The 24,842-nt window shown below is 65.0% G+C and carries 26 protein-coding genes; 23 read left to right on the top strand and 3 right to left on the bottom strand.

Features of this window, described 5'->3' with window-relative positions; all coding sequences use genetic code 11:
* The first annotated feature begins 75 nt into the window (after positions 1-75).
* The 4 genes from zapE (at position 76) to rpsI (ending at position 2,970) form a co-directional block, all read left to right on the top strand.
* Complete coding sequence (zapE, locus tag AABM56_RS16490; protein WP_133862673.1) at positions 76-1,170, top strand: cell division protein ZapE; 1,095 nt, start codon at positions 76-78, stop codon at positions 1,168-1,170.
* Positions 1,171-1,224: 54 nt separating this feature from the next.
* Positions 1,225-1,926, top strand: a complete 702-nt coding sequence (gene nfi, locus AABM56_RS16485) for a deoxyribonuclease V (RefSeq protein WP_133862674.1) — start codon at positions 1,225-1,227, stop codon at positions 1,924-1,926.
* Between the two features lie 207 nt (positions 1,927-2,133).
* A complete protein-coding gene (gene rplM / locus AABM56_RS16480; RefSeq protein WP_007160609.1) occupies positions 2,134-2,562 on the top strand; it encodes a 50S ribosomal protein L13 in 429 nt (142 codons plus the stop codon).
* 15 nt (positions 2,563-2,577) lie between these two features.
* Positions 2,578-2,970, top strand: coding sequence for a 30S ribosomal protein S9 (gene rpsI / locus AABM56_RS16475; protein ID WP_017640910.1), 393 nt, complete (start codon positions 2,578-2,580; stop codon positions 2,968-2,970).
* A 667-nt stretch (positions 2,971-3,637) separates the two neighbouring features.
* On the opposite strand, the gene rne is transcribed toward rpsI, so the two are convergent.
* On the bottom strand, positions 3,638-6,916 hold the full coding sequence (gene rne, locus AABM56_RS16470) for a ribonuclease E (RefSeq protein ID WP_347883507.1): 3,279 nt from the start codon (positions 6,914-6,916) through the stop codon (positions 3,638-3,640).
* Between the two features lie 704 nt (positions 6,917-7,620).
* Between rne and rluC the strand changes: the two genes are divergently transcribed.
* From rluC to sppA, 3 genes are read left to right on the top strand one after another with little or no spacing between them, the layout of a single operon-like run.
* On the top strand, positions 7,621-8,574 hold the full coding sequence (rluC, locus tag AABM56_RS16465) for a 23S rRNA pseudouridine(955/2504/2580) synthase RluC (RefSeq protein WP_133862675.1): 954 nt from the start codon (positions 7,621-7,623) through the stop codon (positions 8,572-8,574).
* On the top strand, positions 8,567-9,253 hold the full coding sequence (locus tag AABM56_RS16460; protein ID WP_347883506.1) for an HAD-IA family hydrolase: 687 nt from the start codon (positions 8,567-8,569) through the stop codon (positions 9,251-9,253). The genes rluC and AABM56_RS16460 overlap by 8 nt, the downstream gene beginning before the upstream one ends.
* The gene (sppA, locus tag AABM56_RS16455; protein WP_133862677.1) at positions 9,246-10,238 is read left to right on the top strand and encodes a signal peptide peptidase SppA; all 993 of its coding nucleotides are present in this window, start codon (positions 9,246-9,248) and stop codon (positions 10,236-10,238) included. The genes AABM56_RS16460 and sppA overlap by 8 nt, the downstream gene beginning before the upstream one ends.
* A 21-nt stretch (positions 10,239-10,259) precedes the next feature.
* Here the strand turns inward: sppA and AABM56_RS16450 are convergent, their stop codons facing one another.
* Positions 10,260-10,838: a nucleoside triphosphate pyrophosphatase gene (locus tag AABM56_RS16450; protein ID WP_133862678.1), complete on the bottom strand. Its 579-nt coding sequence runs from the start codon at positions 10,836-10,838 to the stop codon at positions 10,260-10,262.
* A gap of 99 nt (positions 10,839-10,937) precedes the next feature.
* Here AABM56_RS16450 and AABM56_RS16445 point away from each other — a divergent pair, with 99 nt between their 5' ends.
* The 13 genes from AABM56_RS16445 to AABM56_RS16385 all read left to right on the top strand — a co-directional run bounded on the left by AABM56_RS16445 (position 10,938) and on the right by AABM56_RS16385 (position 20,937).
* Positions 10,938-11,465 carry a YceD family protein gene (locus AABM56_RS16445; RefSeq protein ID WP_133862679.1) on the top strand — a complete coding sequence of 176 codons (528 nt, stop codon included), beginning with the start codon at positions 10,938-10,940 and terminating at the stop codon, positions 11,463-11,465.
* A 10-nt stretch (positions 11,466-11,475) separates the two neighbouring features.
* Positions 11,476-11,658, top strand: a complete 183-nt coding sequence (gene rpmF / locus AABM56_RS16440; protein ID WP_007160601.1) for a 50S ribosomal protein L32 — start codon at positions 11,476-11,478, stop codon at positions 11,656-11,658.
* 33 nt (positions 11,659-11,691) lie between these two features.
* The gene (gene plsX / locus AABM56_RS16435) at positions 11,692-12,654 is read left to right on the top strand and encodes a phosphate acyltransferase PlsX (RefSeq protein WP_133862680.1); all 963 of its coding nucleotides are present in this window, start codon (positions 11,692-11,694) and stop codon (positions 12,652-12,654) included.
* A gap of 82 nt (positions 12,655-12,736) precedes the next feature.
* Positions 12,737-13,672 carry an ACP S-malonyltransferase gene (gene fabD / locus AABM56_RS16430; protein ID WP_133862681.1) on the top strand — a complete coding sequence of 312 codons (936 nt, stop codon included), beginning with the start codon at positions 12,737-12,739 and terminating at the stop codon, positions 13,670-13,672.
* 15 nt (positions 13,673-13,687) lie between these two features.
* Positions 13,688-14,431: a 3-oxoacyl-ACP reductase FabG gene (gene fabG / locus AABM56_RS16425; protein WP_133862682.1), complete on the top strand. Its 744-nt coding sequence runs from the start codon at positions 13,688-13,690 to the stop codon at positions 14,429-14,431.
* A gap of 168 nt (positions 14,432-14,599) precedes the next feature.
* Complete coding sequence (gene acpP / locus AABM56_RS16420) at positions 14,600-14,836, top strand: acyl carrier protein (protein ID WP_007160597.1); 237 nt, start codon at positions 14,600-14,602, stop codon at positions 14,834-14,836.
* Between the two features lie 137 nt (positions 14,837-14,973).
* Positions 14,974-16,218 carry a beta-ketoacyl-ACP synthase II gene (fabF, locus tag AABM56_RS16415; protein ID WP_133862683.1) on the top strand — a complete coding sequence of 415 codons (1,245 nt, stop codon included), beginning with the start codon at positions 14,974-14,976 and terminating at the stop codon, positions 16,216-16,218.
* Entirely contained in the window at positions 16,218-17,030 is an 813-nt protein-coding gene (gene pabC / locus AABM56_RS16410; RefSeq protein WP_178083932.1) for an aminodeoxychorismate lyase, read from the top strand. Before fabF ends, pabC begins: the two co-directional genes overlap by 1 nt.
* Before the next feature lie 3 nt (positions 17,031-17,033).
* Positions 17,034-18,092, top strand: coding sequence for an endolytic transglycosylase MltG (mltG, locus tag AABM56_RS16405; RefSeq protein ID WP_133862685.1), 1,059 nt, complete (start codon positions 17,034-17,036; stop codon positions 18,090-18,092).
* Positions 18,089-18,727 carry a dTMP kinase gene (tmk, locus tag AABM56_RS16400; protein WP_133862686.1) on the top strand — a complete coding sequence of 213 codons (639 nt, stop codon included), beginning with the start codon at positions 18,089-18,091 and terminating at the stop codon, positions 18,725-18,727. Before mltG ends, tmk begins: the two co-directional genes overlap by 4 nt.
* Complete coding sequence (locus AABM56_RS16395) at positions 18,720-19,703, top strand: DNA polymerase III subunit delta' (protein WP_133862687.1); 984 nt, start codon at positions 18,720-18,722, stop codon at positions 19,701-19,703. The genes tmk and AABM56_RS16395 overlap by 8 nt, the downstream gene beginning before the upstream one ends.
* Positions 19,704-19,742: 39 nt before the next feature.
* Entirely contained in the window at positions 19,743-20,099 is a 357-nt protein-coding gene (locus AABM56_RS16390; RefSeq protein ID WP_017641886.1) for a PilZ domain-containing protein, read from the top strand.
* A 55-nt stretch (positions 20,100-20,154) separates the two neighbouring features.
* Positions 20,155-20,937: a TatD family hydrolase gene (locus AABM56_RS16385; protein ID WP_133862688.1), complete on the top strand. Its 783-nt coding sequence runs from the start codon at positions 20,155-20,157 to the stop codon at positions 20,935-20,937.
* Between the two features lie 214 nt (positions 20,938-21,151).
* Here AABM56_RS16385 and AABM56_RS16380 read toward each other — a convergent pair whose 3' ends face one another.
* A complete protein-coding gene (locus tag AABM56_RS16380) occupies positions 21,152-22,282 on the bottom strand; it encodes an aminotransferase class V-fold PLP-dependent enzyme (RefSeq protein WP_263259472.1) in 1,131 nt (376 codons plus the stop codon).
* Between the two features lie 171 nt (positions 22,283-22,453).
* On the opposite strand from AABM56_RS16380, the gene AABM56_RS16375 reads away from it, so the two are divergent.
* The 3 genes from AABM56_RS16375 (at position 22,454) to AABM56_RS16365 (ending at position 24,831) form a co-directional block, all read left to right on the top strand.
* Complete coding sequence (locus AABM56_RS16375) at positions 22,454-23,095, top strand: TetR/AcrR family transcriptional regulator (protein ID WP_007160588.1); 642 nt, start codon at positions 22,454-22,456, stop codon at positions 23,093-23,095.
* A gap of 65 nt (positions 23,096-23,160) precedes the next feature.
* Positions 23,161-24,129, top strand: coding sequence for a GTP 3',8-cyclase MoaA (locus AABM56_RS16370; RefSeq protein ID WP_133862690.1), 969 nt, complete (start codon positions 23,161-23,163; stop codon positions 24,127-24,129).
* An 87-nt stretch (positions 24,130-24,216) separates the two neighbouring features.
* Complete coding sequence (locus tag AABM56_RS16365; protein WP_133862691.1) at positions 24,217-24,831, top strand: DUF4823 domain-containing protein; 615 nt, start codon at positions 24,217-24,219, stop codon at positions 24,829-24,831.
* Positions 24,832-24,842: the final 11 nt, after the last annotated feature.

The raw sequence follows: 24,842 nt of genomic DNA, 5'->3' as shown, positions 1-24,842 counted from the left end.
TGGTCCCCGGCGTTGTCAACGCCAGGGACCGCCATTACAGTGACCACCTTTTTTCCCACCCGACCAGAAGCCGCCATGACCCCCCTCGAGCGTTACCAGGCCGACCTCAAGCGCCCGGAGTTTTTCTACGATGCTGCCCAGGAAGAGGCCGTCCGCCATCTGCAGCGCCTCTATGACGAATTGCTCGTCGAGCCCGCGTCCAAGGGTGGCCTGTTCGGCAAGCTGCTCGGGCGCAAGACGGTCACGCCGGTCAAGGGTCTGTATTTCTGGGGTGGGGTAGGGCGCGGCAAGACCTACCTGGTCGATACCTTCTATGACGCCCTGCCGTTCAAGCAGAAGATGCGCACCCACTTCCACCGCTTCATGAAGCGTGTCCACGAAGAGCTGCGCACCCTCAAGGGCGAGAAGAATCCCCTGACCATCATCGCCCGGCGCTTCGCCGACGAGGCGCGGGTGATCTGCTTCGACGAATTCTTCGTTTCCGACATCACCGATGCCATGATCCTGGCGACCCTGCTCGAAGAGCTGTTCAAGAACGGCGTAAGTCTGGTCGCCACCTCGAACATCGTACCCGACGGCCTCTACAAGGACGGCCTGCAGCGCGCGCGCTTCCTGCCGGCCATCGCGCTGCTCAAGGAGCATACCGAGATCGTCAACGTCGACAGCGGCGTGGACTATCGCCTGCGCGCCCTGGAGCAGGCCCAGCTCTTTCATTATCCGCTGAGCGAAGCCGTCGAGGCGGCGATGGCCAAGAGCTTCCGTTCGCTCACCGTCGAGTGCAACGACCTCTGCGAAGACGTGCCGCTGATGATCGAGAATCGCGAGATCCGCGCCCGCCGCACCTGCGAAGACGTCGCCTGGTTCGATTTCCGCGCCCTTTGCGACGGTCCGCGCAGCCAGAACGACTACATCGAGCTGGGCAAGATCTTCCAGACGGTACTGGTCAGCAATGTCGAGCAGATGGATGCGCTCAAGGACGACATGGCACGACGCTTCATCAACCTGGTCGATGAGTTCTACGATCGCCAGGTCAAGCTGATCCTGTCCGCCGAGGTCGAGCTCAAGGACCTCTATTCCGGTGGCCGCCTGGAGTTCGAATTCCAGCGCACTCTCAGTCGCCTGCTGGAAATGCAGTCCCACGAATACCTGGCGCGTCCGCACAAGCCGTGAACCCTGCCTGGGTTGAGGGATCAACCCCTTGACCCAGGTTTTCGGGAGGTACGCGTGAATTCCGATCCCTTCGCCGATTGGGATGGCTCGCCCACTCAGGCGCGCATCCTGCAAAGGCAACTCGCCAGGCAGGTCCTGCTGCACGACGACTTCGGCTCGCCGCGGCGTTACGCCGGTGTCGACGTAGGTTTCGAAGAGGGCGGCGAGATCACCCGTGCGGTGGCCGTCCTGCTCGATGCCGAGACCCTCCAGCCGCTGGCCCATGCCGTCGCGCGCATCCCCACGGTGATGCCCTATGTCCCGGGACTGCTGTCCTTTCGGGAACTCCCTGCACTGCTCCAGGCACTGGCGGAATTGCCGGAGACTCCCGATCTGGTGTTCTGCGATGGCCACGGCATCGCCCATCCCCGCCGGCTGGGCATCGCCGCTCATCTGGGTGTGGTCACCGGTCTGCCGACGATCGGCGTGGCCAAGAAAATCCTTACCGGCCACCACGGCGAGCTCGCCGAGACGCGCGGCAGCCAGGTCGACTTGCTGGATCGCGAGGATGGGGTGATAGGTACGGTGCTGCGCAGCAAGGATCGGGTCAGGCCGCTGATCGTGTCGCCCGGGCACCGGGTCGGTCTGGCCACTGCGCCCGCGCTGGTCATGACCTGCGTAAGGCGTCACCGCCTGCCGGAACCCACGCGACTGGCAGACCACCTGGCCTCACGCCGTCAGGGTTCGGCGGCTACCCAGGCGCTATTTTCCTTCTGATTCTCTGCTTGCTTTTTTACCCTGAGCGGGTATCATGCCGCAGCTTTCTTGGCGGGGGATGCCTAAGCCTGCCGAGATCGCCGTAGCGGACGCCGACCCGAGCCCCCGAAGAGCGTCTGTTTCCGGCTGCCCCCGACTTGTCTGGGGTTGCACTGTTGTGTAGAATTTGCCGTCTTTTTACCAGGGCGGCCTCTGAGGCCATAGAGAATGAAAACTTTCACCGCAAAACCGGAAACCGTTAAGCGCGACTGGTACGTCGTCGACGCTGCTGGCCAGACTCTGGGTCGTCTGGCTACTGAAATTGCCACTCGCCTGCGTGGCAAGCACAAGCCCGAATACACCCCTCACGTTGACACCGGCGACTACATCGTCGTCATCAACGCCGAGCAGGTTCGTGTGACCGGTGCCAAGACTACCGACAAGATGTACTACCATCACTCCGGTTTCCCGGGTGGCATCAAGTCGATCAACTTCGAAAAGCTGATCGCCCGTGCTCCCGAGCGCGTCATCGAGACCGCCGTCAAGGGTATGCTGCCGAAGAACCCGCTGGGCCGCGACATGTATCGCAAGCTCAAGGTGTACAAGGGTGCGAACCATCCGCACACCGCTCAGCAGCCCCAAGAACTCAAGTTTTAATCGGGATAGTACAACATGTCGGCAACTCAAAATTACGGTACCGGCCGTCGTAAGACTGCCACCGCTCGTGTCTTCCTCCGTCCGGGCACTGGCAAGATCTCCATCAACGATCGCGCTCTGGACACCTTCTTCGGCCGCGAAACCGCGCGCATGGTCGTGCGTCAGCCCCTCGAGCTGACCGAGACCCTGGAGAAGTTCGACATCTACGTTACCGTCGCTGGCGGTGGTGTGAGCGGTCAGGCCGGTGCTATCCGTCACGGCATCACCCGCGCTCTGATCGAGTACGACGAAGGCTACCGCAGCTCCCTGCGCAAAGCCGGTTACGTCACTCGTGACGCCCGTGAAGTCGAGCGTAAGAAAGTCGGTCTGCGCAAAGCGCGTAAGCGTCCGCAGTACTCCAAGCGTTAATCCTTCGGGATACGCTCGAAAAACCCAGCCAATGGCTGGGTTTTTTTATGCCCAGGATTTTTCCCACATGGGTGCTGGAGCCTCCGGCAGACAGGCTACCTCGCCCGGCGTTGGGCTTCGCTGCGCTCAGCACCAACCTACCCGGTATGCCGAGGCATGGTAGGTTGGCTGAGGCAGCTCCACCGCCGAAGCCCAACAGTCCGGCCATTCCTTCCGGCGTTGGGCTTCGTTGCGCTCAGCGCCAACCTACCGGCTATGCCGGGGCACCGCAGGTTGGGTTGAGGCGGTTCCACCCTCGAAGCCCGGCAGCCTTGGTTATCTCGCCAGCGTTGGGCTTCGCTGCGCTCTACCCAGTATGCGGGGCACTGTAGGTTGGGTTGAGGCGGCTCCATCGCCGAGGCCCAACAGTTCTGCTATCGCGCCAGCGTTGGGCTTCGCCGCGCTTAGCGTCAACCTACACAGTATGCAGGGGGCCGTAGGTGGGTTGAGGCAGCCCCGGCGTGGGGTTTGGCACGAAGGTCATCTTCCCCTGCTTCTGGCTCAGTGCTCGCCTTCGCGAGGCTGCTATGGCATGTCCAGGGTGGCGTCGGGCGCGTACCGGCGCCTGTACGGATTCCAGGCATAAAAAAAGAGGCGCCTAGGCGCCCCTTTTCATGGGTGGCTGAGATCAGCCGGGATGATTTTCCCGGGAGTCCTTGAGCTTGCGATCGAGTTCGGCCTGAGTGGCCTCGTCCTCTTTCACGGCATCGGCCTTGGGCGCTTCGTCAGTGACACTGTCCTGACCGGTCAGGGCGACACTGGCCGCTTCTTCCTGGGCAAGGCTGGGTACGACCTCGACGGGCTCTTCCATCACTATCGGTGCCGACTCGGCCTCGGCTGCGGGCAGCTCCTCGGTCGCCTGGGCGGGCTGGACCTCGGGCGTCTGCTGCGGCTCCACGGTGCCTACCGCTGCGGTAGCGAAGGTTTCCTCGGTTTCGGCTATGGCGCCCAGCGCGGGTGCCTCGGCCTGCTGCTCGGGCTGGCTGGCGCGAGCGGCTTCAGCTTCACGAGCCATGCGCTCACGGCGACGACGCTCGCGCGGGTCGTTGGAGGCGCGGCCTGCGGCCGACTCTGCGGTTTCAGCTTCGACCGGTGCGGTAGGAATGGCGGCAGGGGTCGCGACCGGGGCGATCTGCTCGGCGGCAGGTGCGGCGATTTCTACTTCCTGGTGCGGCGCACGCTCGTCCTGCAGCTGGCTCACGTCGGGCGTGAGGATCTCCGGCTGGGCCGGCGCTTCGGCGGCAGGCTGCTCCACCGCGGTTTCCCGGGTGACTTCAGCGACAGGGGTGTCGGCAGCAGCCACTGGCTCCTGCTGATGAGCCTCACGAGCCGCTTCCTGGGTGGCGACGGCAGTCACGCTCTCGCTCACCACGACAGCGGTGCCCAGAGCTATGGCGGCGGGCGCTACAGGGGCATCGGTACCCGGCTCTTCGTCTTCGATGAAGTTGCCATTGGCATCGCGCTGACGCTCACGACGGTTGCTGCGGCGACGCTGACCGCGGGAACGGCGACGCGGACGCTCTTCGCCTTCTTCCAGCTCGTCATTGCCTTCCAGTACTTCTTCTTCGTTCAGCTCTTCGGCACTGGCCGCTTCCTGACGCTCTTCGCGAGCCTTGCGCTCCTCGCGAGGCTGACGCTCTTCACGTGGCTTGCGTTCCTCGCGAGGCTGACGCTCCTCACGCGGCTGGCGCTCTTCGCGAGCCGGACGCTCTTCGGCACTCACGCGCTCTTCGCGCGGCTGGCGCTCTTCACGGGGTTGACGCTCTTCACGCGGCTGACGCTCTTCGCGAGAGGCGCGCTCCTCACGGGGCTGACGCTCTTCGCGAGCCGGGCGGTCTTCGCGCGGCTGGCGTTCTTCACGCGGTTGACGCTCTTCGCGAGTGGCGCGCTCTTCGCGGGGCTGACGCTCTTCGCGAGCCGGGCGGTCTTCACGGGCCTGACGCTCCTCGCGGGGCTGACGCTCTTCCCGCGGCTTGCGCTCTTCACGGGCCGGGCGCTCGCTGCGCTCGCCACGATCGGCGCGGGGCTGACGCTCTTCGCGCGGCTTGCGCTCGTCGTCACGACGACCTTCGCGGCGGCGATTCTGCTGACGGCCGTTGCGGCGCTCGTCCTGGCTGCGCTGCTCGTCGCTGCTCTTGGCGGCGACCGGCGCGGCAACGGCCTTGTCGGCCATGGGCTGCTCTTCGGTCTTGCCGGCGAACAGGCTGACCAGGGACTTGACCAGGCCCTTGAACAGATTGGGCTCGGCGGTGGCCTTGGCTGCAGGGGCGACGGGCGCCACGACTTCGGCCGTGACCGGGGTGGGGGCCGGTGCGCGCTCGGGCGCAACCTTCACCGCTGCTTCCTGGCGCACCAGGGTGCGGGTGGAGCTGACCGGCTGCACCTCTTCGGCTTCGGTGTTGGCCATCTCGTAGCTGGACTGGCTGTTCAGCAGCTCGGGATTGTCGTCACGCAGACGCTGCACTTCGAAGTGCGGGGTCTCGATATGATCGTCCGGCAGGATGATGATGCGCACGCGGGTGCGCAGCTCGATCTTGGTGATGCTGTTGCGCTTCTCGTTGAGCAGGAAGGACGCGACCTGGATGGGTACGTGGGCACGAACCTCGGCGGTGCGATCCTTGAGGGCTTCTTCCTCGATCAGGCGCAGGATGGCCAGCGACAGGGATTCCACGTCGCGGATGATGCCCTGGCCGTTGCAGCGGGGGCAGACGATACCGCTGGTTTCGCGCAGGGAAGGGCGCAGGCGCTGGCGGGACATTTCCAGCAGGCCGAAGCGGGAGATGCGACCGATCTGCACGCGGGCGCGGTCGGCTTCCAGGGCTTCGCGGACGCGATCTTCCACGGCGCGCTGGTTCTTCACCGGGGTCATGTCGATGAAGTCGATGACGATCAGGCCGCCGATGTCGCGCAGGCGCAGCTGGCGGGCGATTTCCTCAGCCGCTTCCAGGTTGGTCTGCAGGGCGGTTTCTTCGATGTCGCCGCCCTTGGTGGCGCGCGCCGAGTTGATGTCGATGGACACCAGGGCTTCGGTGGGGTCGATGACGATGGAGCCGCCCGAGGGCAGCTTCACTTCACGCTGGAAGGCGGTCTCGATCTGGCTTTCGATCTGGAAGCGATTGAACAGCGGGACGCTGTCCTGATACAGCTTGATCTTGCTGGCGTACTGCGGCATCACCTGGCGGATGAAGCTCAGGGCTTCTTCCTGGGCTTCGACGCTGTCGACCAGCACCTCGCCGATGTCCTGGCGCAGGTAGTCGCGGATGGCGCGAATGATGACGTTGCTTTCCTGATAGATCAGGAAGGGACCCTTGCGCTCGCCCGAGGCTTCGTTGATGGCGGACCAGAGTTGCAGCAGGTAGTCGAGGTCCCACTGCAGTTCTTCGGTGCTGCGACCGAGACCGGCGGTGCGCACGATCAGACCCATGTCGCCCGGGGCGTTCAGGCCGTTCAGGGCTTCGCGCAGTTCGTTGCGCTCTTCACCCTCGATGCGACGGGAGATGCCGCCCGCGCGGGGATTGTTGGGCATCAGCACCAGGTAGCGACCGGCGAGGCTGATGAAGGTGGTCAGGGCGGCGCCCTTGTTGCCGCGCTCTTCCTTTTCGACCTGGACGACTACTTCCTGGCCTTCGGAGAGCACTTCCTTGATGTTGACGCGGCCTTCCGGGTTCTTCTTGAAGTATTCCCGGGAGATTTCCTTCAGCGGGAGGAAGCCGTGGCGGTCGGCGCCGAAGTCGACGAAGGCGGCTTCCAGGCTGGGCTCGATGCGGGTGATGCGGCCTTTGTAGATGTTGGCCTTTTTCTGTTCGCGGGCTCCGGACTCGATGTCCAGATCGAACAGACGTTGACCGTCGACCAGGGCAACCCGCAATTCCTCGGGCTGGGTCGCGTTGATGAGCATTCTTTTCATGTAATACCACTACGTTCCAGGCTCTCGGCCCACGTGGTGGCAACAGGATTCAGGAGAAGGGTGCACGGGGTCGTATCGAAGCCGGTCCAAGCCGGCCTTCGTGTCCAGCAGCAGGCCCGGGGGCGTGCCGCGACTACGTCTCCTGCAGGCGCTTGAGCGACTGCCGTTGCAGCTCCACAAGAGGAGGAATCAACCAGGCATGGTGCGGGCGTGACAGCCGAAAGGCTCAGGCAGCCGGGTCGTCGCGGGATTCGTGTCAGGTGTCGCGGTTGGAGCATCGGCCGTTGGCCTTGAGGCTTCCACCTGCGATCGTCACCTTGGCCGAAGCTGGGCGCGAAGCGGGCTGCAGGCGTACTGTCAGGCTACGCGATACGCTGGTTGTGCATCTCCATCCTGCACACAATCTTCAGGAATCTGGTGCCGCCCGCAAGGTCCGGAGCGGTTGTCGTTTTACAGCTGACACCCTGGGTGCCGCTGCCTTGGTTACCAGGCGGATCGCAGCTCGCCACTCACCCCCTTGGGCAGAGTCGGCGGTCTGCTGGACGGCCAGACGTCCAGTGACTATTGCATTTGCAGCCTATTATTCGCGGGCGGAATCTACGGCCTCGCGAGCGGTGCCATCCAGACAGGACTGATAACCGCCTCCGGACTATAGCAGCAAGCTTTAAGTGCTTCAAATAAGGGAAAATTGCTATCATCTGTCGATGACTAAGCCTCCTTCTCCCAGCACCGGCGTTCAACTGCTCGATGTGCCCGCCGACTATGCCGGCCAGCGTATCGACAACTTCCTGCGTACCCAGCTCAAGGGCGCGCCCAAGACCCTCATCTATCGCATCCTGCGCAAGGGCGAAGTACGGGTGAACAAGGGGCGCATCAAGCCCGACTATCGTCTGCAGGCCGGCGACCAGATCCGCGTACCGCCACTGCGCCTGTCCGAGCCCGACGAGCCAGCACCCCTGGCCAAGGGACTGCTCGAGCGCCTGGAAGACTCCATCGTCCACGAGGACAAGACCCTCATCGTCATCAACAAGCCGGCCGGCATCGCCGTGCACGGCGGCAGTGGCCTGTCCGGCGGGGTCATCGAGGTCTTTCGCCAGCTGCGTCCCGACGCCCGCGACATCGAGCTGGTCCATCGTCTCGATCGGGATACCTCGGGCCTGCTGATGATCGCCAAGAAGCGCAGCATGCTGCGCTTCCTGCACGAAGCCTTGCGCGGCGACGGCGTGGACAAGCGCTATCACGCCCTGGTGCGCGGCCATTGGCCGGCGGCCAAGAAGAAGATCAGCGCGCCGCTGCTGAAGAACACCCTCAGGTCCGGCGAGCGCATGGTCGAGGTCAACGACGAGGGCAAGGAGGCGCTCACCGAATTCCGGGTGCTGCGGCGCTATGGCGAATTCGCCACCCTGGTCGAGGCGCGGCCGGTGACCGGGCGGACCCATCAGATCCGCGTCCATGCGCGCCATGCGGGGCACGCCATCGCCGGCGATCCCAAGTACGGCGACGAAGCCTTTTCCCAGGAGATCCGCGAACTCGGCGGCAAGCGACTGTTCCTGCACTCGGCGAGTCTGGTGATCCCCTTGCCCGAAGGCGGTGAGCTGCGCCTGGAAGCGCCGGTCGACAGCACCTGGAGTCAGACGCTGGAGCGTCTGGATGCCTGACTACCAGCTGCTGATCTTCGACTGGGACGGCACTCTGGCGGATTCCATCGGCCGGATCGTCGAGGTCATGCACGTGGCGGCCGAGCAGTTGGGGTTGCCGCCGCGCAGCGACGTGGCCATCAAGGGCATCATCGGCCTGGAGCTGGTCGCGGCAATCCAGACCCTCTATCCGCAGCTGGTGACCCCGGCGCAGATCGAGGGCTTTCGCGATGCCTACAGCGCCGAATTCGTCCGTCGCGAGCAGGCGGCCTCGCCGCTGTTTCCCGATGTGCTGAGCGGGCTGCAGCGCTTTCGCGCCCAGGGTTATCAGCTGGCCGTGGCGACGGGCAAGAGCCGGCGCGGGCTGGCGCGTTCGCTGCAGCAGCATGGCCTGAGCGATTTCTTCGACATCACCCGCTGCGCCGACGAGGCCGCCGGCAAGCCCGATCCGCAGATGGTGCAGGAGATTCTCGCCCACTGTGGCGTGGCGCCGGAGCGGGCCCTCCTGGTAGGAGATGCGGTCTTCGACCTGGAAATGGCACGGCGCGCCGGGGTCGCGGCGGTCGGGGTCGCCTATGGTGCCCAGCCGGCCGAGGTCCTCAGGGATTTCGGGCCGCGCCTGGTGATCGAAGCTTTCGCGGACCTGGCGGTATGGCTGGGTGACAATGTGGTGTGCAGGAGTGATAGCGGGCATGGCTGACGAGTGGAAGGAAGACAGCGGACGTACGCGTCCGGCGGACGACAAGACCTGGGCCCTGATCGAGAAGACCATGCTCGCCAGCGTGCGCGAGCAACGGCGAGCGCGGCGCTGGGGCATCTTTTTCAAGTTGCTGACCTTCGCCTATCTGATTGTCATGCTGGTGCTGTTCACGCCCCTGCTGTCCCTGGGCAAGAAGGGCGGGGTGACCGAGTCCGGCGCCCATACCGCGCTCATCGAGCTCAAGGGCGTGATCGCCGACGACGAGAAGGCCAGTGCCGACAATGTTGTGACGGCGCTGCGCAAGGCCTTTGACGACAGCAACACCCGCGGTGTGGTGCTGCGTATAAACAGCCCAGGCGGCAGTCCGGTGCAATCCGGCTACATCTATGACGAGATCAAGCGTCTGCGCGGTCTGCACCCGGACATCAAGCTGTACGCGGTGATCACCGACCTGGGTGCCTCGGGCGCCTACTATGTGGCCAGTGCGGCCGATGCCATCTATGCCGACAAGGCCAGTCTGGTCGGCTCCATCGGCGTGACCGCGGCTTCCTTCGGTTTCGTCGGCACCATGGAAAAGCTGGGCGTGGAGCGGCGGGTCTATACCTCCGGCGAACACAAGGCCTTCCTGGATCCCTTCCAGCCGCAGAAGCCCGAAGAGACCCGCTTCTGGCAGCAGGTGCTGGATACCACCCATCAGCAGTTCATCGACAGCGTCAAGAAAGGCCGCGGCGATCGACTCAAGGTCGAGGGTCATCCCGAGTTGTTCTCCGGACTGGTGTGGTCCGGCGAGCAGGCGCTTTCCCTGGGGTTGATCGATGGGCTCGGCAGTGCCAGCTACGTGGCACGGGACGTGGTCAAGGAGGAGCGCCTGGTGGACTTTACCCAGGAGGACTCGCCCTTTGATCGCTTCGCCAAGCGCCTGGGTGCCAGCGTTGCCGAGCGTCTGGCGCTCTATATGGGCTGGCAGGGTCCGGCGCTGCGTTAATTGGTGCCAGCTGCAGGTGGCCTAGGGCACCTGCACTCCTGCCTGGCGCAGCAATGCGGCCAGGCGGATCAGCGGGAGGCCGATCAGACTGGTCGGATCCTCTCCCTGCATGGCTTCGAACAGGGCGATGCCGAGGCCTTCGGCCTTGAAGCTGCCGGCGCAATCATAGGGTTGCTCCGCCCGCAGATAGCGATCGATCGTCGCAGCATCCAGCGGGCGAAAGCGCACCTGGAAATCCACCACTTCGCTGCGGTACTCGCCGGTTCGACTGTCCAGTACGGTCAGGCCGGTATGGAACACCAGGGTGCGACCGCTGGCCCGGGCCAGTTGCTGATGAGCCCGTTCATGAGTCAGGGGCTTGCCAAGAATCTCGCCGTCGATGGCGGTCGCCTGATCCGAGCCGATGATAAGTGTCGGCTCCCGCTGATCGGCCAGGGCGGCGGCCTTGGCGCGGGCCAGGCGTTCTACCAGCGCCCGCGGGCTCTCGCCGGGTAGCGGCGTCTCGTCGATGTCCGGCGACTGGTGGGCGAAGGGCAGCTGCAGCCTTTCCAGCAATTGGCGGCGGTAAGGCGAGCTGGAAGCGAGTAGAATGAGAGGCATCAGTTTGTTCTCGGGCGAGGTCGACCAAAGGTCGGTCGGAGTCGCTTCGGGGTTAATTTCCTTTGACAGCCGTAAGGCCGTCCCTATAATGGCGCGCTTATGTTGAATGGGCCAATTCCACCTCAGGTCGATCCTCGCAAATTGGCGGATCGCGGCGTAACCCTCAAGGGTGAGCTGCCTCTCGCGAACATGCGGCGTGTCGGCGAGCAGCTCGTGAAGTCCGAAGGCGCGGTTGCCGTCGTCCTCGACTTCGGGCGTGATCAACAAAAGCAATTCGTCATCCATGGTGTCCTGGATACCAAGGTCGAGATGATTTGCCAGCGTTGTCTGGAGCCGGCAGTGCTTCCCATTAGCAGCGAATTCGATTTCGCCGTGCTCTGGGAAGGGAAGTCGGCCGATGCCTTGCCACAGGGTTACGATGCCCTGGAGGTTGGTGAAGAGCCTCTGGATCTGCATAGTCTGATCGAAGAAGAGCTGCTGCTCGCGCTGCCGATCATTCCCGTGCATCCAGAAGGTGCTTGCCAGCATCCGGAAGGTTTCGAGGCGCCCGAAGAGCCGGCGGACGAGGAAAAGCGACCCAACCCGTTCAGTGTACTTGCGCAGTTGAAGCGTGACCCAAACGTTTAGGAGTTAAATCATGGCTGTTCAGCAGAACAAAAAATCCCGTTCCGCTCGCGACATGCGTCGTTCGCACGACGCCCTCGAAGCGAACGCTCTGTCCGTGGAAAAGAGCACCGGTGAAGTTCACCTGCGCCACCACGTGTCGCCCGACGGTTTCTACCGCGGTCGCAAAGTGATCGACAAAGGTTCCGACGAGTAATCCTCGATCGAAATCGTCATCGCGATCGATGCAATGGGCGGGGACTTCGGTCCCCGCTGCATTGTTCCTGCTTCATTCGACGCTCTCGAGCGTTTCCCCGCCTTACACCTCCTGCTCTGTGGTCAGCGCGACGCCCTGTCGGCCTGGTCACCGCCTGCCTCGCTTGCCGCTCGCCTGCAGTTCGAATACGTCGATGGCCTCGTCGGGCCCGATGAGCGACCCGCCAGTGTGGTGCGCAGTCGCACCCGTACGTCCATGCACGCCGCGCTCGAAGCGGTGCAGCAAGGCCGCGCCCAGGGCTGTCTGAGCGCCGGCAATACCGGGGCCTGGATGGCGCTTGCGCGCCTGCTGCTCGGGACGCTGCCGGGCATCGATCGCCCGGCCATGATGTCGGCACTGCCCGGGCAGGGCAGGCATCAGACGCTGCTGCTGGATCTTGGCGCCAATCTCGACACCACCGCCGAACAGCTGGTGCAATTCGCCTATCTGGGGGCAGGTGCGGCCCAGGCCCGGGGCCTGGCGCGGCCAAGGGTCGCGCTGCTCAATGTCGGTCGTGAACCGGGCAAGGGCACGCCGGTGATCCAGGACGCTGCACGGCGCCTCGCCGAGAGTCAGGCCTTCGACTTCATCGGCTTCGTCGAGGGCAGCGATCTCTATGCGGCGGTGGCGGATGTGGTGGTCTGCGATGGCTTCACCGGCAATGCCGTGCTCAAGTCCGGAGAGGCGCTGCTGCGCCTGCTGGTCGAGCGCAGCGGCACGGCTTCCTGGCTCGAGCGTCAGTTGCTGCAGCCCTGGCTGGCCCGGCGTTTCCGCCACTGGGATCCGGAGTTGCGCAATGGCGCGAGCTTTCTCGGCCTGAATGCGGTGGTGGTGAAAAGCCATGGCGCGGCAGGCGAAGTCGGTCTCGTTCAGGCCATCGAGCGCGCCCTGCGCGATGTGGAGACTGATCTCCCCGGGCGGATCCGGTTAAACTTGGCGGTTCTGAAAGCGGTGTGACCGACCGGTCGACACCGACATCTCAGTCTGTCAGTGGCGGAACCGCGGTTTCGCCGGCAATGGACCTACAAGAGACCTGCCTATGTCCGCCTCTCTCGCTTTCGTCTTTCCCGGTCAGGGTTCCCAGGCCCTGGGCATGCTGGGTGAGCTGGCCACGCACCACGCGCTGATCGGCGAAACCTTCGCCGAAGCGTCCGCTGTCCTCGGCTATGACCTCTGGGCGCTGACCCAGCAGGGCCCGCAGGAGTCGCTCAACCAGACCGACCGTACCCAGCCCGCCATCCTGACCGCCTCCATCGCGCTGTGGCGTCTGTGGCTGGCCGAAGGCGGCGCCAAGCCGGCCTATGTCGCCGGTCACAGCCTGGGCGAATATTCGGCGCTGGTCGCCGCGGGCAGCCTGCCGTTCGCCGAGGCGGTACGCCTGGTGGCGCGCCGCGGTGAACTGATGCAGGAAGCCGTCCCCGCCGGGCAGGGTGGCATGGCCGCCATCCTGGGTCTGGAAGATGCCCAGGTGCTGGCCGCCTGTGCCGAAGCCGCCCAGGGTGAAGTAGTGAGCGCGGTCAACTTCAACGCTCCGGGCCAGGTGGTGATCGCCGGTGCCGCCGCTGCGGTGGAGCGCGCCATCGAGGCCTGCAAGGCCCTGGGTGCCAAGCGCGCCGTGGCGCTGCCGGTCAGCGTGCCCTCCCACTGCGACCTGATGCGTCCGGCGGCCGAGCGCTTCGCCGAGGACGTGCGTGGCTGCACCTGGAGCCAGCCGGAGATTCCGGTGGTGCAGAACGTCAATGCCGGCGTCAACACCGATCTGGCCAGTCTCCAGCAGGATCTGCTGGCCCAGCTGTACAGTCCGGTGCGCTGGGTCGAGTCCGTGCAGTACCTGGCTGCCCAGGGCGTCACCCACCTGGTGGAGTGCGGCCCCGGCAAGGTACTGGCCGGTCTGAACAAGAGATGCGTCAAGGGCGTGGAAACACTGGCCCTGGACACCCCCGACGCCTTCGCCGCCGCGCGCGCGGCTTTTTGAATCGAGGAAAACGAGATGAGTCTGCAAGGTAAGGTCGCTCTGGTCACGGGCGCCACGCGTGGTATCGGTCAAGCCATCGCCCTGGAACTGGGTCGGCTCGGCGCCACCGTGATCGGCACCGCGACCAGCGAGGCGGGCGCCCAGCGCATCGCCGAGTCGCTCAAGGCCAATGGCATCGAAGGTACCGGTCTGGTGCTCAACGTGTCCGACAACGCCTCCGTCGCGGCTGCCCTCGAGCAGGTCCAGACGCAATTCGGCGCGCCGTCGATCCTGGTCAACAACGCCGGTATCACCCGCGACAACCTGATGCTGCGGATGAAGGACGATGAGTGGTTCGACGTGATCGATACCAACCTCAACAGCCTGTTCCGTCTCTCCAAGGCCGTGCTCAAGGGCATGACCAAGGGGCGCTGGGGTCGTATCATCAGCATCGGCTCGGTGGTCGGCGCCATGGGCAACGCCGGTCAGGCCAACTATGCAGCCGCCAAGGCCGGCCTCGAGGGCTTTACCCGGGCGCTGGCCCGCGAGGTGGGTTCGCGCAACATCACCGTCAATGCCGTGGCCCCGGGGTTCATCGACACCGACATGACCCGTGAGCTGCCCGAAGCCCAGCGCACCGCGCTGCTGACCCAGATCCCGGCCGGCCGCCTCGGTCAGGCCGACGAGATCGCCAAGGTGGTCGGCTTCCTGGCGGGCGAGGGCGCGGCCTATGTGACCGGCGCCACGATCCCCGTGAATGGCGGAATGTACATGAGCTGACCGACGTTACCCCCCGCGCGGCTATTGCGCTAAGCTGGTAAACTGTCGGACCAGCAATGGCCGCGCATACGTCTTGATGTCGCGTCAGCTTGAAATACGGAAATCCCTTTCTATACACTTACGCGCAATCCGTTGTGCGGATTTTTCCTTTAGGAGTGAGAACACGGTATGAGCACCATCGAAGAACGCGTTAAGAAGATCGTCGCTGAGCAGCTCGGCGTGAAGGAAGAGGAAGTTACCAACAGCGCTTCCTTCGTCGAGGATCTGGGCGCCGACTCCCTTGACACCGTCGAACTGGTGATGGCTCTGGAAGAGGAATTCGAGACCGAAATCCCGGACGAGCAGGCTGAGAAGATCACCACCGTCCAGGAAGCTATCGACTACATCGTTGCTCACCAGCAATAAGTAGTCGCCAGTTTCGGACAAAAGAAGCCGCACGTCCTGTAGGGCGTGCGGCTTTTCTTTAGGTCCAGGGTCAAGATCGATGCAATCGGCTGTTTTTAAGAGGGGTGGCCGCCCCGGAAGGACAAGAGGAGTTGGGTGTGTCGCGTAGACGTGTCGTGATCACGGGTATGGGCATGGTATCGCCGCTTGGCGCCGATGTGGCGAGCAGCTGGGAAGGCATCCTGGCCGGTCGCAGCGGTATCGCGCCGATCGAGCATATGGACGTCTCTGCCTTCAGCACGCGGATCGGCGGATCGGTCAAGGGATTCGACGTGGAGCAGTACCTGTCCGCGAAGGAAGCCCGCAAGCTGGATCTGTTCATCCAATACGGTCTCGCCGCCAGCTTCCAGGCCATGCGTGACAGCGGTCTCGAGGTCAACGATAGCAATCGCGAGCGCATGGGTGTCGCCATGGGTTCCGGCATCGGTGGACTGACCAACATCGAGGCGAATTGCCAGTCGCTGCTCGCCCAGGGTCCCCGCCGTATTTCTCCCTTTTTCGTACCGGGCTCCATCATCAACATGGTGTCCGGCTTCCTGTCGATCCACTTGGGTCTACAGGGCCCCAACTATGCCATCGCCACCGCCTGTACCACGGCGACGCACTGCATCGGCATGGCGGCGCGCAACATCGCCTATGGCGAAGCCGACGTCATGGTCGCCGGCGGTTCGGAGATGGCGACCTCGGGTCTGGGTCTGGGCGGCTTCGGCGCGGCGCGTGCCCTGTCGACCCGCAATGATGATCCGACCCGCGCCAGTCGTCCCTGGGATCGCGATCGCGATGGCTTCGTGCTGTCCGACGGTGCCGGCGCCCTGGTGCTGGAAGACTACGAGCACGCCAAGGCGCGGGGCGCCCGCATCTATGCCGAACTGATCGGCTTCGGCATGAGCGCGGACGCCTTCCACATGACCGCCCCGCCGGAAGATGGCGCGGGCGCCGCTCGCTGCATGAGAGCGACGCTCAAGGATGCCGGTATCGCGCCGGAAGCGGTCGACTACGTCAACGCTCATGGCACCTCCACGCCGGCCGGCGACCTGGCCGAAGTGGCGGCCTTGAAGCAGGTGTTCGGCGAGCAGGCCAAGCGTCTGAGCGTGAGCTCCACCAAGTCCATGACCGGTCACCTGCTGGGCGCCGCGGGTGCGGTGGAAGCCATCTTCACGGTGCTCGCCCTGCGCGACCAGGTGGCGCCGCCCACCATCAATCTGGACAATCCCAGCGACGGCTGCGATCTGGACTTCGTGCCCCACGAGGCGCGGCAGCGGCCCATCGAAGTGGCACTGTCCAATTCGTTCGGCTTCGGTGGCACCAACGGCAGTCTGGTGTTCCGGCGCTTCGACGCTTGATCCAGGACTGGCTCAACGGCCAACCGCTGGACCCTGGTCTGCAACGCGATCGGGGTCTGGCCTATGGCGATGGGCTGTTCGAAACCATCGCGGTACGCCGTGGCCAGCCGCGTCTGCTCGACCGTCATCTGCAGCGGCTGACCACCGGTTGCCAGCGGCTGCGTATTCCCTGCGACATCGCTCAGCTGGACGCCGAGATCCGCGCCTATGCGGCGCTGCTGGGGGAAGGCGTGGCCAAGCTGCTGTTTACCCGCGGCGATGGCCTGCGCGGCTACGCTCCGCCGGCCGACCCCGAGGTGCGGCGTCTGCTGCTGGGCTCGCCCACACCGGCCTATCCAGCGGCACACGCGACCGAGGGTATCGCCCTCTATCCCTGCACGACGCGTCTGGCTACCCAGCCGTTGCTGGCCGGGCTCAAGCACCTGAATCGACTCGAGCAGGTCCTGGCGCGCGGGGAATGGACCAGCACCGACTATGCCGAAGGCCTGATGCTGGATCAGGACGGCCGGCCGATCGAAGGGGTGTTCAGCAACCTGTTCCTGGTCTGCGCGGGGCGGCTGCAGACCCCCGCGCTCGATCGCTGTGGCGTGGCTGGGGTATTGCGCGGTCTGTTGCTCGACCTCGCCGCTCAGGCAGGCATCCCGAGCGAGGTCCGGCCGCTGGCGCTGGACGAACTGCTCGGTGCCGACGAAGTATTCCTCTGCAACAGCCAGTACGGTATCTGGCCCGTGCGCCGGTACGCAGCCGCGAACTGGTCCGTGGGGCCGGTGACCCGTAAACTGCAAGGTTCGATAAACGAGATTTTGGAATAGCCGATGCGCAAGGCGAGAGCTCTGCTTACGGCGGTCTTGGCCGCCGGTGGCCTGCTGCTGGTCCTGGCCGGTTGGCGCCAGCACCAGGCACTGATTCAGCCGTTGAAAGTCGATGGCGAGCAACTGATCGAGATTCCCAAGGGCGGGACCCCGGGCGGCAGTCTGCTGCGCCTGGAAGAGCAGGGCGTGCTCGATGGCGCCTTCTGGCTGCGCCTGTACTGGCGCTTCAATCTGGCCGGGCAGACGCTGCACAGTGGCGAATACCGCCTGACCCCGGGCATGACGGTGGAGCAATTGTTCAGCCTCTGGCGCAAGGGCGAGGTGGTGCAATACGGCCTCACCCTGGTGGAAGGCTGGAATATCCACCAGGTCCGCGCTGCCCTGGCGCGCCAGCCCAAGCTCGAGCACGACACCGCCGAGCTGGACGATGCCGCCCTGATGAAACGCCTGGGGCTGGACGGCCAGCACCCCGAGGGGCGCTTCTTCCCCGATACCTATCGCTATGTGAAGGGCCAGCGCGAATCCGACCTGTTGCGCCAGGCCAACCAGCGCCTGCAGTCCGTGCTCGATCAGGAATGGCAGGCGCGGGATCCCGCGGTGCCCTACAAGGACGCCTACCAGGCGCTGATCATGGCCTCGCTGGTGGAAAAGGAAACGGGCGTCCCCGAGGAGCGCGACGAAATCGCCGGGGTCTTTGTCCGGCGCCTGGCGGCCGGCATGCTGCTGCAGACCGATCCCACGGTGATCTACGGCATGGGCGAGCGCTATAACGGCCGGATAACCCGCGCCGATCTGCGCGAGCCTTCGCCCTACAACACCTATCTCAACGCGGGACTGCCCCCCACGCCGATCGCCATGCCCGGTCGCGAGGCCATCCATGCGGCGCTGCATCCCAAGGACGGCGACAGTCTGTATTTCGTCGCCCGTGGTGATGGCAGCCATGTCTTTTCCAAGGACCTGGAAGCGCACAACCAGGCGGTCCGCGACTTCCAGCTCAAGCGGCGCTCCGACTATCGCTCCAGTCCCGCTCCGCAGACGCCCGAAACCAAGGAAACCCCATGACGGCAAACGGCCTGTTCATCACCCTCGAAGGCCCCGAGGGCGCGGGCAAGAGCACCAACCGCGACTATCTCGCCGAACTCTTCGGCGCCAGCGGGCGTGAGGTGGTGCTGACCCGCGAGCCGGGTGGTACGCCGCTGGCCGAGCGCATCCGCGAGATCCTGCTGGCGCCGGCGGCCGAGCCCATGGCCGTGGATACCGAATTGCTGCTGATGTTCGCCGCCCGCGCCCAGCACCTGGCCCAGGTCATCCGGCCCGCCCTGGCGCGCGGAGCCCTGGTGCTCTGCGATCGCTTCGTCGATGCGACCTATGCCTACCAGGGCGGCGGCCGCGGCGTACCCGTCGAGCGCATCGCCACCCTGGAAGCCTTCGTGCTGGGCGATCTGCAACCCGATCTGACCCTGGTGTTCGACCTGCCGGTGGACATCGGCCTGGCCCGTGCCGCCCGCCGTGGTGCCCTGGACAGATTCGAGCAGGAGCAGCGCGCCTTCTTCGAGGCGGTGCGCCAGACCTATCTGGATCGCGCCCGGGCCGTGCCGGCCCGCTATCGCCTGATCGATGCCTCGCGCAGTCTCGCCGAGGTGCAGACTGATCTGCGCGCCCTGGTCGCCACCCTGGAGTCAACGTTTGGTGGCTGACGTCTATCCCTGGCAGCAGGACCTCTGGGCGCGGATCTCGCCCCGGCGGCAGCATCCCCATGCCTATCTGCTGCATGGCCCGCGCGGCATCGGCAAGCGTGATCTGGCCGAACGCCTGGCCGCCCTGCTGCTGTGCCAGGCGCCCCAGGGGGATGCCGCCTGCGGCCAGTGCAAGGCCTGTTCCCTGCTCAGGGCCGGGACCCACCCCGATTACTGCGTGATCCAGCCGGAAGAGGCCGAGAAGCCTATCCGCGTCGACCAGATCCGCGGGCTGGTGGACTTCGTTACCCAGACCGCCCAGCTGGGCGGGCGCAAGCTGATCCTGCTGGAGCCGGTCGAGGCGATGAACCTCAATGCCGCCAACGCCCTGCTCAAGAGTCTGGAGGAGCCCTCGGGCGCAACGGTGCTGCTGCTGGTGAGTCACCAGCCGAGTCGCCTGCTGCCCACCGTGCGCAGCCGCTGCGTGCAGCAGGCCTGTCCGGTGCCCTCGCGCGCCGAGAGTCTCGCCTGGCTGGGCGAGCGCCTGCCGGAGCTTGAGGAAGAGATCCGCATCCAGTTGCTGGTGCTGGCCGGCGGCTCGCCGCTGGCGGCCCTGCGCCTGCATGGCGAGGACGTGCTCGCCCGCCGGGCCCTGGTGGTGGAGGGGGTGAAGCGCCTGCTCAAGCGCCAGGCGGCGCCCAGTCAGCTGGCCGAGAGCTGGAACGCCGTGCCGCTGCCGTTGCTGCTCGACTGGTTCTGCGAGTGGACCCATGGCGTCCTGCGCCAGCAGTGGGGTGGAGCCGATGCCGAAGCCGCACCGGACATGGCCAAGGTGCTGGGTTATCTGGCCGAGAAGAGCGCGCCGCAGGCGGTGCTGACCCTGCAGGAATGGCTGCATGCCGAGCGGCAGAAGGTGCTGGGCAAAGCCAACCTCAACCGCGTATTGTTGCTGGAATCGCTGTTGATCCGCTGGGCCGGCCTGGTGCCCGGACGCTAGCGATCCGCGCGTTCGTCTTGCCTGTCTCGAGAGAATCTCATGAGTTTGCCGCAGAACCTGGGCCCCCGTAATGGCATCCTGTCCCTCACCATCAAGGACAAGTCGGTGCTCTATGCCGCCTACATGCCCTTCATCCGCAACGGTGGCCTGTTCATTCCGACGGGCAAGACCTACAAGCTCGGCGACGAGGTCTTCATGCTGCTCAACCTGATGGACGAGCCGGACAAGATCCCGGTCGCCGGCAAGGTGGTCTGGATCACCCCCAAGGGCGCCCAGGGCAATAGAGCCGCCGGGGTCGGCGTGCAGTTCAACGAAGGCGACAATACCGCGCGCAACAAGATCGAAACCTATCTGGCCGGCTCGCTGAAGTCGGACCGTCCCACCCATACCATGTGATGCCTGCGCCGTCCCGCTGGGGCGGGGTGTCGCTGCTGATTCAAGGCTATTTCTCGTGCACTTCGTCGACTCCCACTGTCACCTGGATCGACTCGATCTTTCCCTTCACGACGGCTCCCTGGACGCAGCGTTGGATGCCGCGCGTGCCCGGGGCGTCAGCCAGTTCCTCTGCATCGGCGTCGATGCCGGCAACGCCCCCACGGTGCAGGCCCTAGCCGAACGCTATGCCGACGTCCACTGCGCCGTGGGTATCCACCCGCTGGATGCGGCCCAGGGCAGTGCCATCGATCTCGACTGGCTGCTCGCGCGGCTGGCCCATCCCCGCGTCGCCGCCATCGGCGAGAGCGGGCTGGACTATCACTATCAGCCGGACACCGCCGAGATCCAGCAGCGGTCCTTCGCCCTGCACCTGGAGGCGGCCCGCCGCACGGCGCTGCCCCTGGTGATCCATACCCGCGAGGCGCGGGCCGACACCCTGGCCATGCTGGGCGCCGCCGACCTGCCAGGCGCCGGGGTGCTGCACTGCTTCACCGAGGATTGGGCGACGGCCAAGGCGGCGCTGGATCTGGGCTTCTACATTTCCTTTTCCGGCATCCTGACCTTCCGCAATGCCGCCGACCTGCGCGACGTCGCGCGCCAGGTGCCGGCCGATCGCCTGCTGGTAGAAACCGATTCGCCCTATCTGGCTCCGGTGCCCCACCGCGGCAAGGCCAATCTGCCGCAATTCGTGGTCGAGGTCGCCCAGTGCCTGGCCGACTTGCGATGCGTCAGTCTGGAGACCCTGGCCGAGCAGACCACGGCCAACTTCCGGCGGCTGTTTCCCCGCGCCACCCTCTAGGCAAAAAATGGCCCGGGTATCCAGGGATACCCGGGCCGGACCAGCGGTTCGCCTGGACGGAGAGCCGCCTCCTGGCCCGCGCCGCGGGGGTCGACGCGGCCAGTCACTTGAGTATTGGTCAGCTCGGAGAAAGGTCCAGTCGGGATTGGACGTTTTTTAAACAGTTTTGGAATAGCGCTGCCCCGACACTGGCTATGCCGGGCCTTTCAGGCCATCAGAAGCGCGCCAACGCCCCGACCAGATCCAGCGTCTGTTCCAGGACGTGCTCGCTGGTATAGAAGTGTGGCGACAGGCGGATGCCCGGACCCCGCTGGGCGCAGACCACGTCGGCGGTCTTGAGACGTTCGAACAGTTGGCGGTTGTCCCAGCCTTCGAGCGAGAAGGTGAGGATGCCCGAGCGCCGCTCGACGTTGGCCGGCGAATGCAGGACGGCACCGGGCAGGCGGCGGATATGGCTGTCGAGCAGCTCGATCCGCGCCAGCAGGTCCTTGCCCACCTGTTCCATGCCGGCATCCTCCAGCAGCGACAGACTCGCCTCCAGGGCCACCGCACCGAGCATGTTCGGGCTGCCGCACTCGAAGCGCATCGCCGTCCTGGCCGGTTGCCATTCGCGCTGGCTGTAGTCGCCGGCGTTGTCCAGCATGTGCCAGCCGTACTCGTGCAGCTTCAGCTGCTCGCGCAGATCGGCGCGGCAATAGAACACCCCCAGGCCTTCCGGGCCGAGCATCCACTTGTGACCGTCGGCCATGGCGAAGGCGCAGTTGCAGGCCTGGGCATCGAAGGGCAGGGCGCCCAGTTGCTGGATAGCGTCGACGCACAGCAGCACGCCCTTGGCGTCGCAGCCCTGGCCCAGCTGGGGCAGGTCCAGGCGCAGGCCGCTGGCGTATTGCACGGCGCTGATGGCCATGAGTCGGGTGCGCGGGCCGCAGGCCGCCAGCAGATTGGCCTCGGGGGTGTCACCCAGGCTGACTTCCACCACCTCGACGCCAAAGCGGGCCAGGGCTTCCCAGACCACCCGGTTGGAGGGGAACTCCTCGTCGCTGATCACTATCTGGTCGCCGCTCTGCCAATCCAGGCCGAAGGCGACGAAGGAGAGCGCTTCCGAGGTGTTCTTCACCAGGGCGATGTCGCTGCTGGACGGCGCATTGAGCAGGCGGGTCAGGCGATCGCGCAGGCGCTGTTCCATGACCAGCCAGGTCGGATAGTTGCGCGCACCGTATTGGCAGTTTTCGGCGGCGAATTCGGTGACGGCCTGCGCAGCGCGCTTGGGCCACGGGGCCACGGCCGCGTGGTTGAGGTATCTCATGGCGTAGGCCTGAGGGAATTCGTGCTTCCAGGAAGACATTGACTCGATCCGTACAATCTGGGTGTGATGGGGCATAATAAGGGGCGCGCCCGCGCGGTTCACCGATGCTTTCGGTGCAGCTCGCCCAAGGTGTGACGAAGTGCCGGTATGCCGAGGGGTGACTGGCGATTCGAAGGCCCTATCCCTTTTCAAAACAACAAGTGGGCTGCCATGCAGAAAGAATCCCGCAAAGTCCGCGAGTTCCGTCGCCGCGAACAGGAAATCCTCGATACCGCCCTGCAGCTGTTTCTCTCCGAAGGAGAAGACAGCGTCACCGTCGAGATGATCGCCGAGGCGGTCGGTATCGGCAAAGGCACCATCTACAAGCACTTCAATTCCAAGGCCGAGATCTATCTGCGGCTGATGCTGGATTACGAGCGGGACCTGGCCGAGCTGTTCCAGTCGGACAACGTCGCCCGCGACCGCGAAGCGCTCTCCCGCGCCTATTTCGAATTCCGCATGAGCGATCCGCAGCGCTATCGCCTGTTCGATCGACTCGAGGAGAAGGTGGTCAAGACGCGTCAGGTGCCCGAACTGGTCGAGCAGCTGCACAGCATCCGCACTTCCAACTTCCAGCGGCTGACCAGTCTGATCGAAGGCCGGATCGACGAAGGCAAGCTCGAGGACGTCCCGCCCTATTTCCATTACTGCGCCGCCTGGGCGCTGGTGCACGGGGCCGTGGCCCTTTACCATTCGCCCTTCTGGCGCGACGTGCTGGAGGATCAGGAAGGTTTTTTCCAGTTCCTCATGGAGATCGGCGTGCGCATGGGCAACCGCCGCAAGCGAGACGTCGAAACGCCTGTCCGATCCTAGGGTCCGATAGAGGCAAGGGATGCCGCGCCATCCCTTTTCTCTTGTCCCACTGGAGTACCCCCAAGATGATCGTTGACCGCCAGGGTAGGGCGTTTCGCAACTTGCGGATCAGCCTCACGGCGGCCTGCAACTATGCCTGTACGTACTGCGTGCCCGACGGCAAGCGGCTCGTGGCGGCGCAGGACGAACTCAGTGCCGAAACCATGGCCCGGGGTGTGGAATACCTCATCGATGCCGCCGGTATCGAACGGCTGCGCATCACCGGGGGCGAACCCCTGGTCACGCCGCGGCTGGAACCCTTTCTCGCCCGTGTCTCCCAGCTCGGCCTCAAGGACATCAGCCTGACCACCAACGGTCAGCTGCTGCCGCGCAAGCTGGACTTCCTCATCGACCACGGTATCCGTCGCCTCAACGTTTCCCTCGACACCCTCGATGCCGAAGCCTTCCCGCGTCTGGCGCGGGGGGGCGATCTGGCCACGGTGCTGGCCGGACTGGAAGCGGCGCGGGCCGCTGGTCTCAAGATCAAGCTCAACATGGTGCCCCTGCGCGGCCAGAATCTCGACCAGGTGCTGCCGCTGCTGGACTATTGCCTGGAGCGGGGTTTCGAGCTCAGATTCATCGAGCTGATGCGCATGGGGCACCTGGCCAAGAATCCCGCGACCTTCAACAACCAGCTGGTACCCCTGGCCGAATTGCTGGAGATCATAGGTTCGCGCCATGCCTATGTGCAGGCCGATGCCCCGGTGGATTCCACGGCGCTGCGCTATCGCGTCGAGTCGGGCGGCCACTTCGGTGTCATCGCCAACGAAAGCGTGCCCTTCTGCCGGACCTGCTCGCGACTGCGCCTGTCGTCCACCGGCTGGCTGCATGGCTGCCTGTCGTCGAGCAACCGCCACTATGTCGGCGATCTGCTGGACAAGCCGCGTCACCTGGCATTGCCAGCGCTGCAGCGGCTGCTGGTCAAGGCATTGGGCGACAAGCAGGAGGTGGCCTTCTCGGGGGGCGTGACCGTCATGAAGATCATCGGCGGCTGATCTAGCAGCTGCGCCTCGAACTGGCGCGAAAGCTGCTAAGGCACCTGTATCGACGACAACTTGGCGCCGGACAGGGGTCTGCTCTTCATGGTCAAACTGCGTTTTCTCTTCATTTCCGTGCTGCTGGCCTGCCTGGGTGGCTGCATGAACGTCAGCGACATGGCGTCCGGTGTCGAGTACCACCTGCGCGACGCGGGGCTGCTCGACTACAGCAGGACCCAGCGGCTGAACAACTTTCGGCTACAGGCCGACTCCTACATCTACATAGCCCAGGGGGCCTTCGTGCCGGTGGGCCATCCCTATGCCCGTCCGAACGTGGTAGCGGAAGAGGCCTTCAAAGGCTTTGTGGAATACTTCCCGCGGGTAAGGCGGGCAGACAAACCTGAGGGTTTCGACGAGGCCATGGCCAAGGCCCGGCAGCTGGGTGCTCACTATGTGCTCTATACCCGCTTCGCCGGCGCGGACGATCGCATCGGCACCTGGGAGGAATGGGAAGATCAGGACGACATCGGGAGGGTCGGGCGCGATCGCAGCGTCGTGCAGATGATGCTGGTGGAGACCGCTACCTTCCGCCTGGTGGACACGGCGCGGATTCGCAGTCGTGGCGGCTTCCTGACGTTCTATGACGAGCGCCCGGAAGACCTGCTCGGGCCGGCGCTCAATGAATATGCCCAACGCCTACTCGGTTTGGGCTCCCGATAGAGGAGAAGGGC

The sequence above is a fragment of the Pseudomonas aestiva genome, from assembly GCF_039908605.1.
Classification (GTDB): domain Bacteria; phylum Pseudomonadota; class Gammaproteobacteria; order Pseudomonadales; family Pseudomonadaceae; genus Chryseomonas; species Chryseomonas aestiva.
This window is presented reverse-complemented; position numbering and strand designations above follow the sequence as displayed.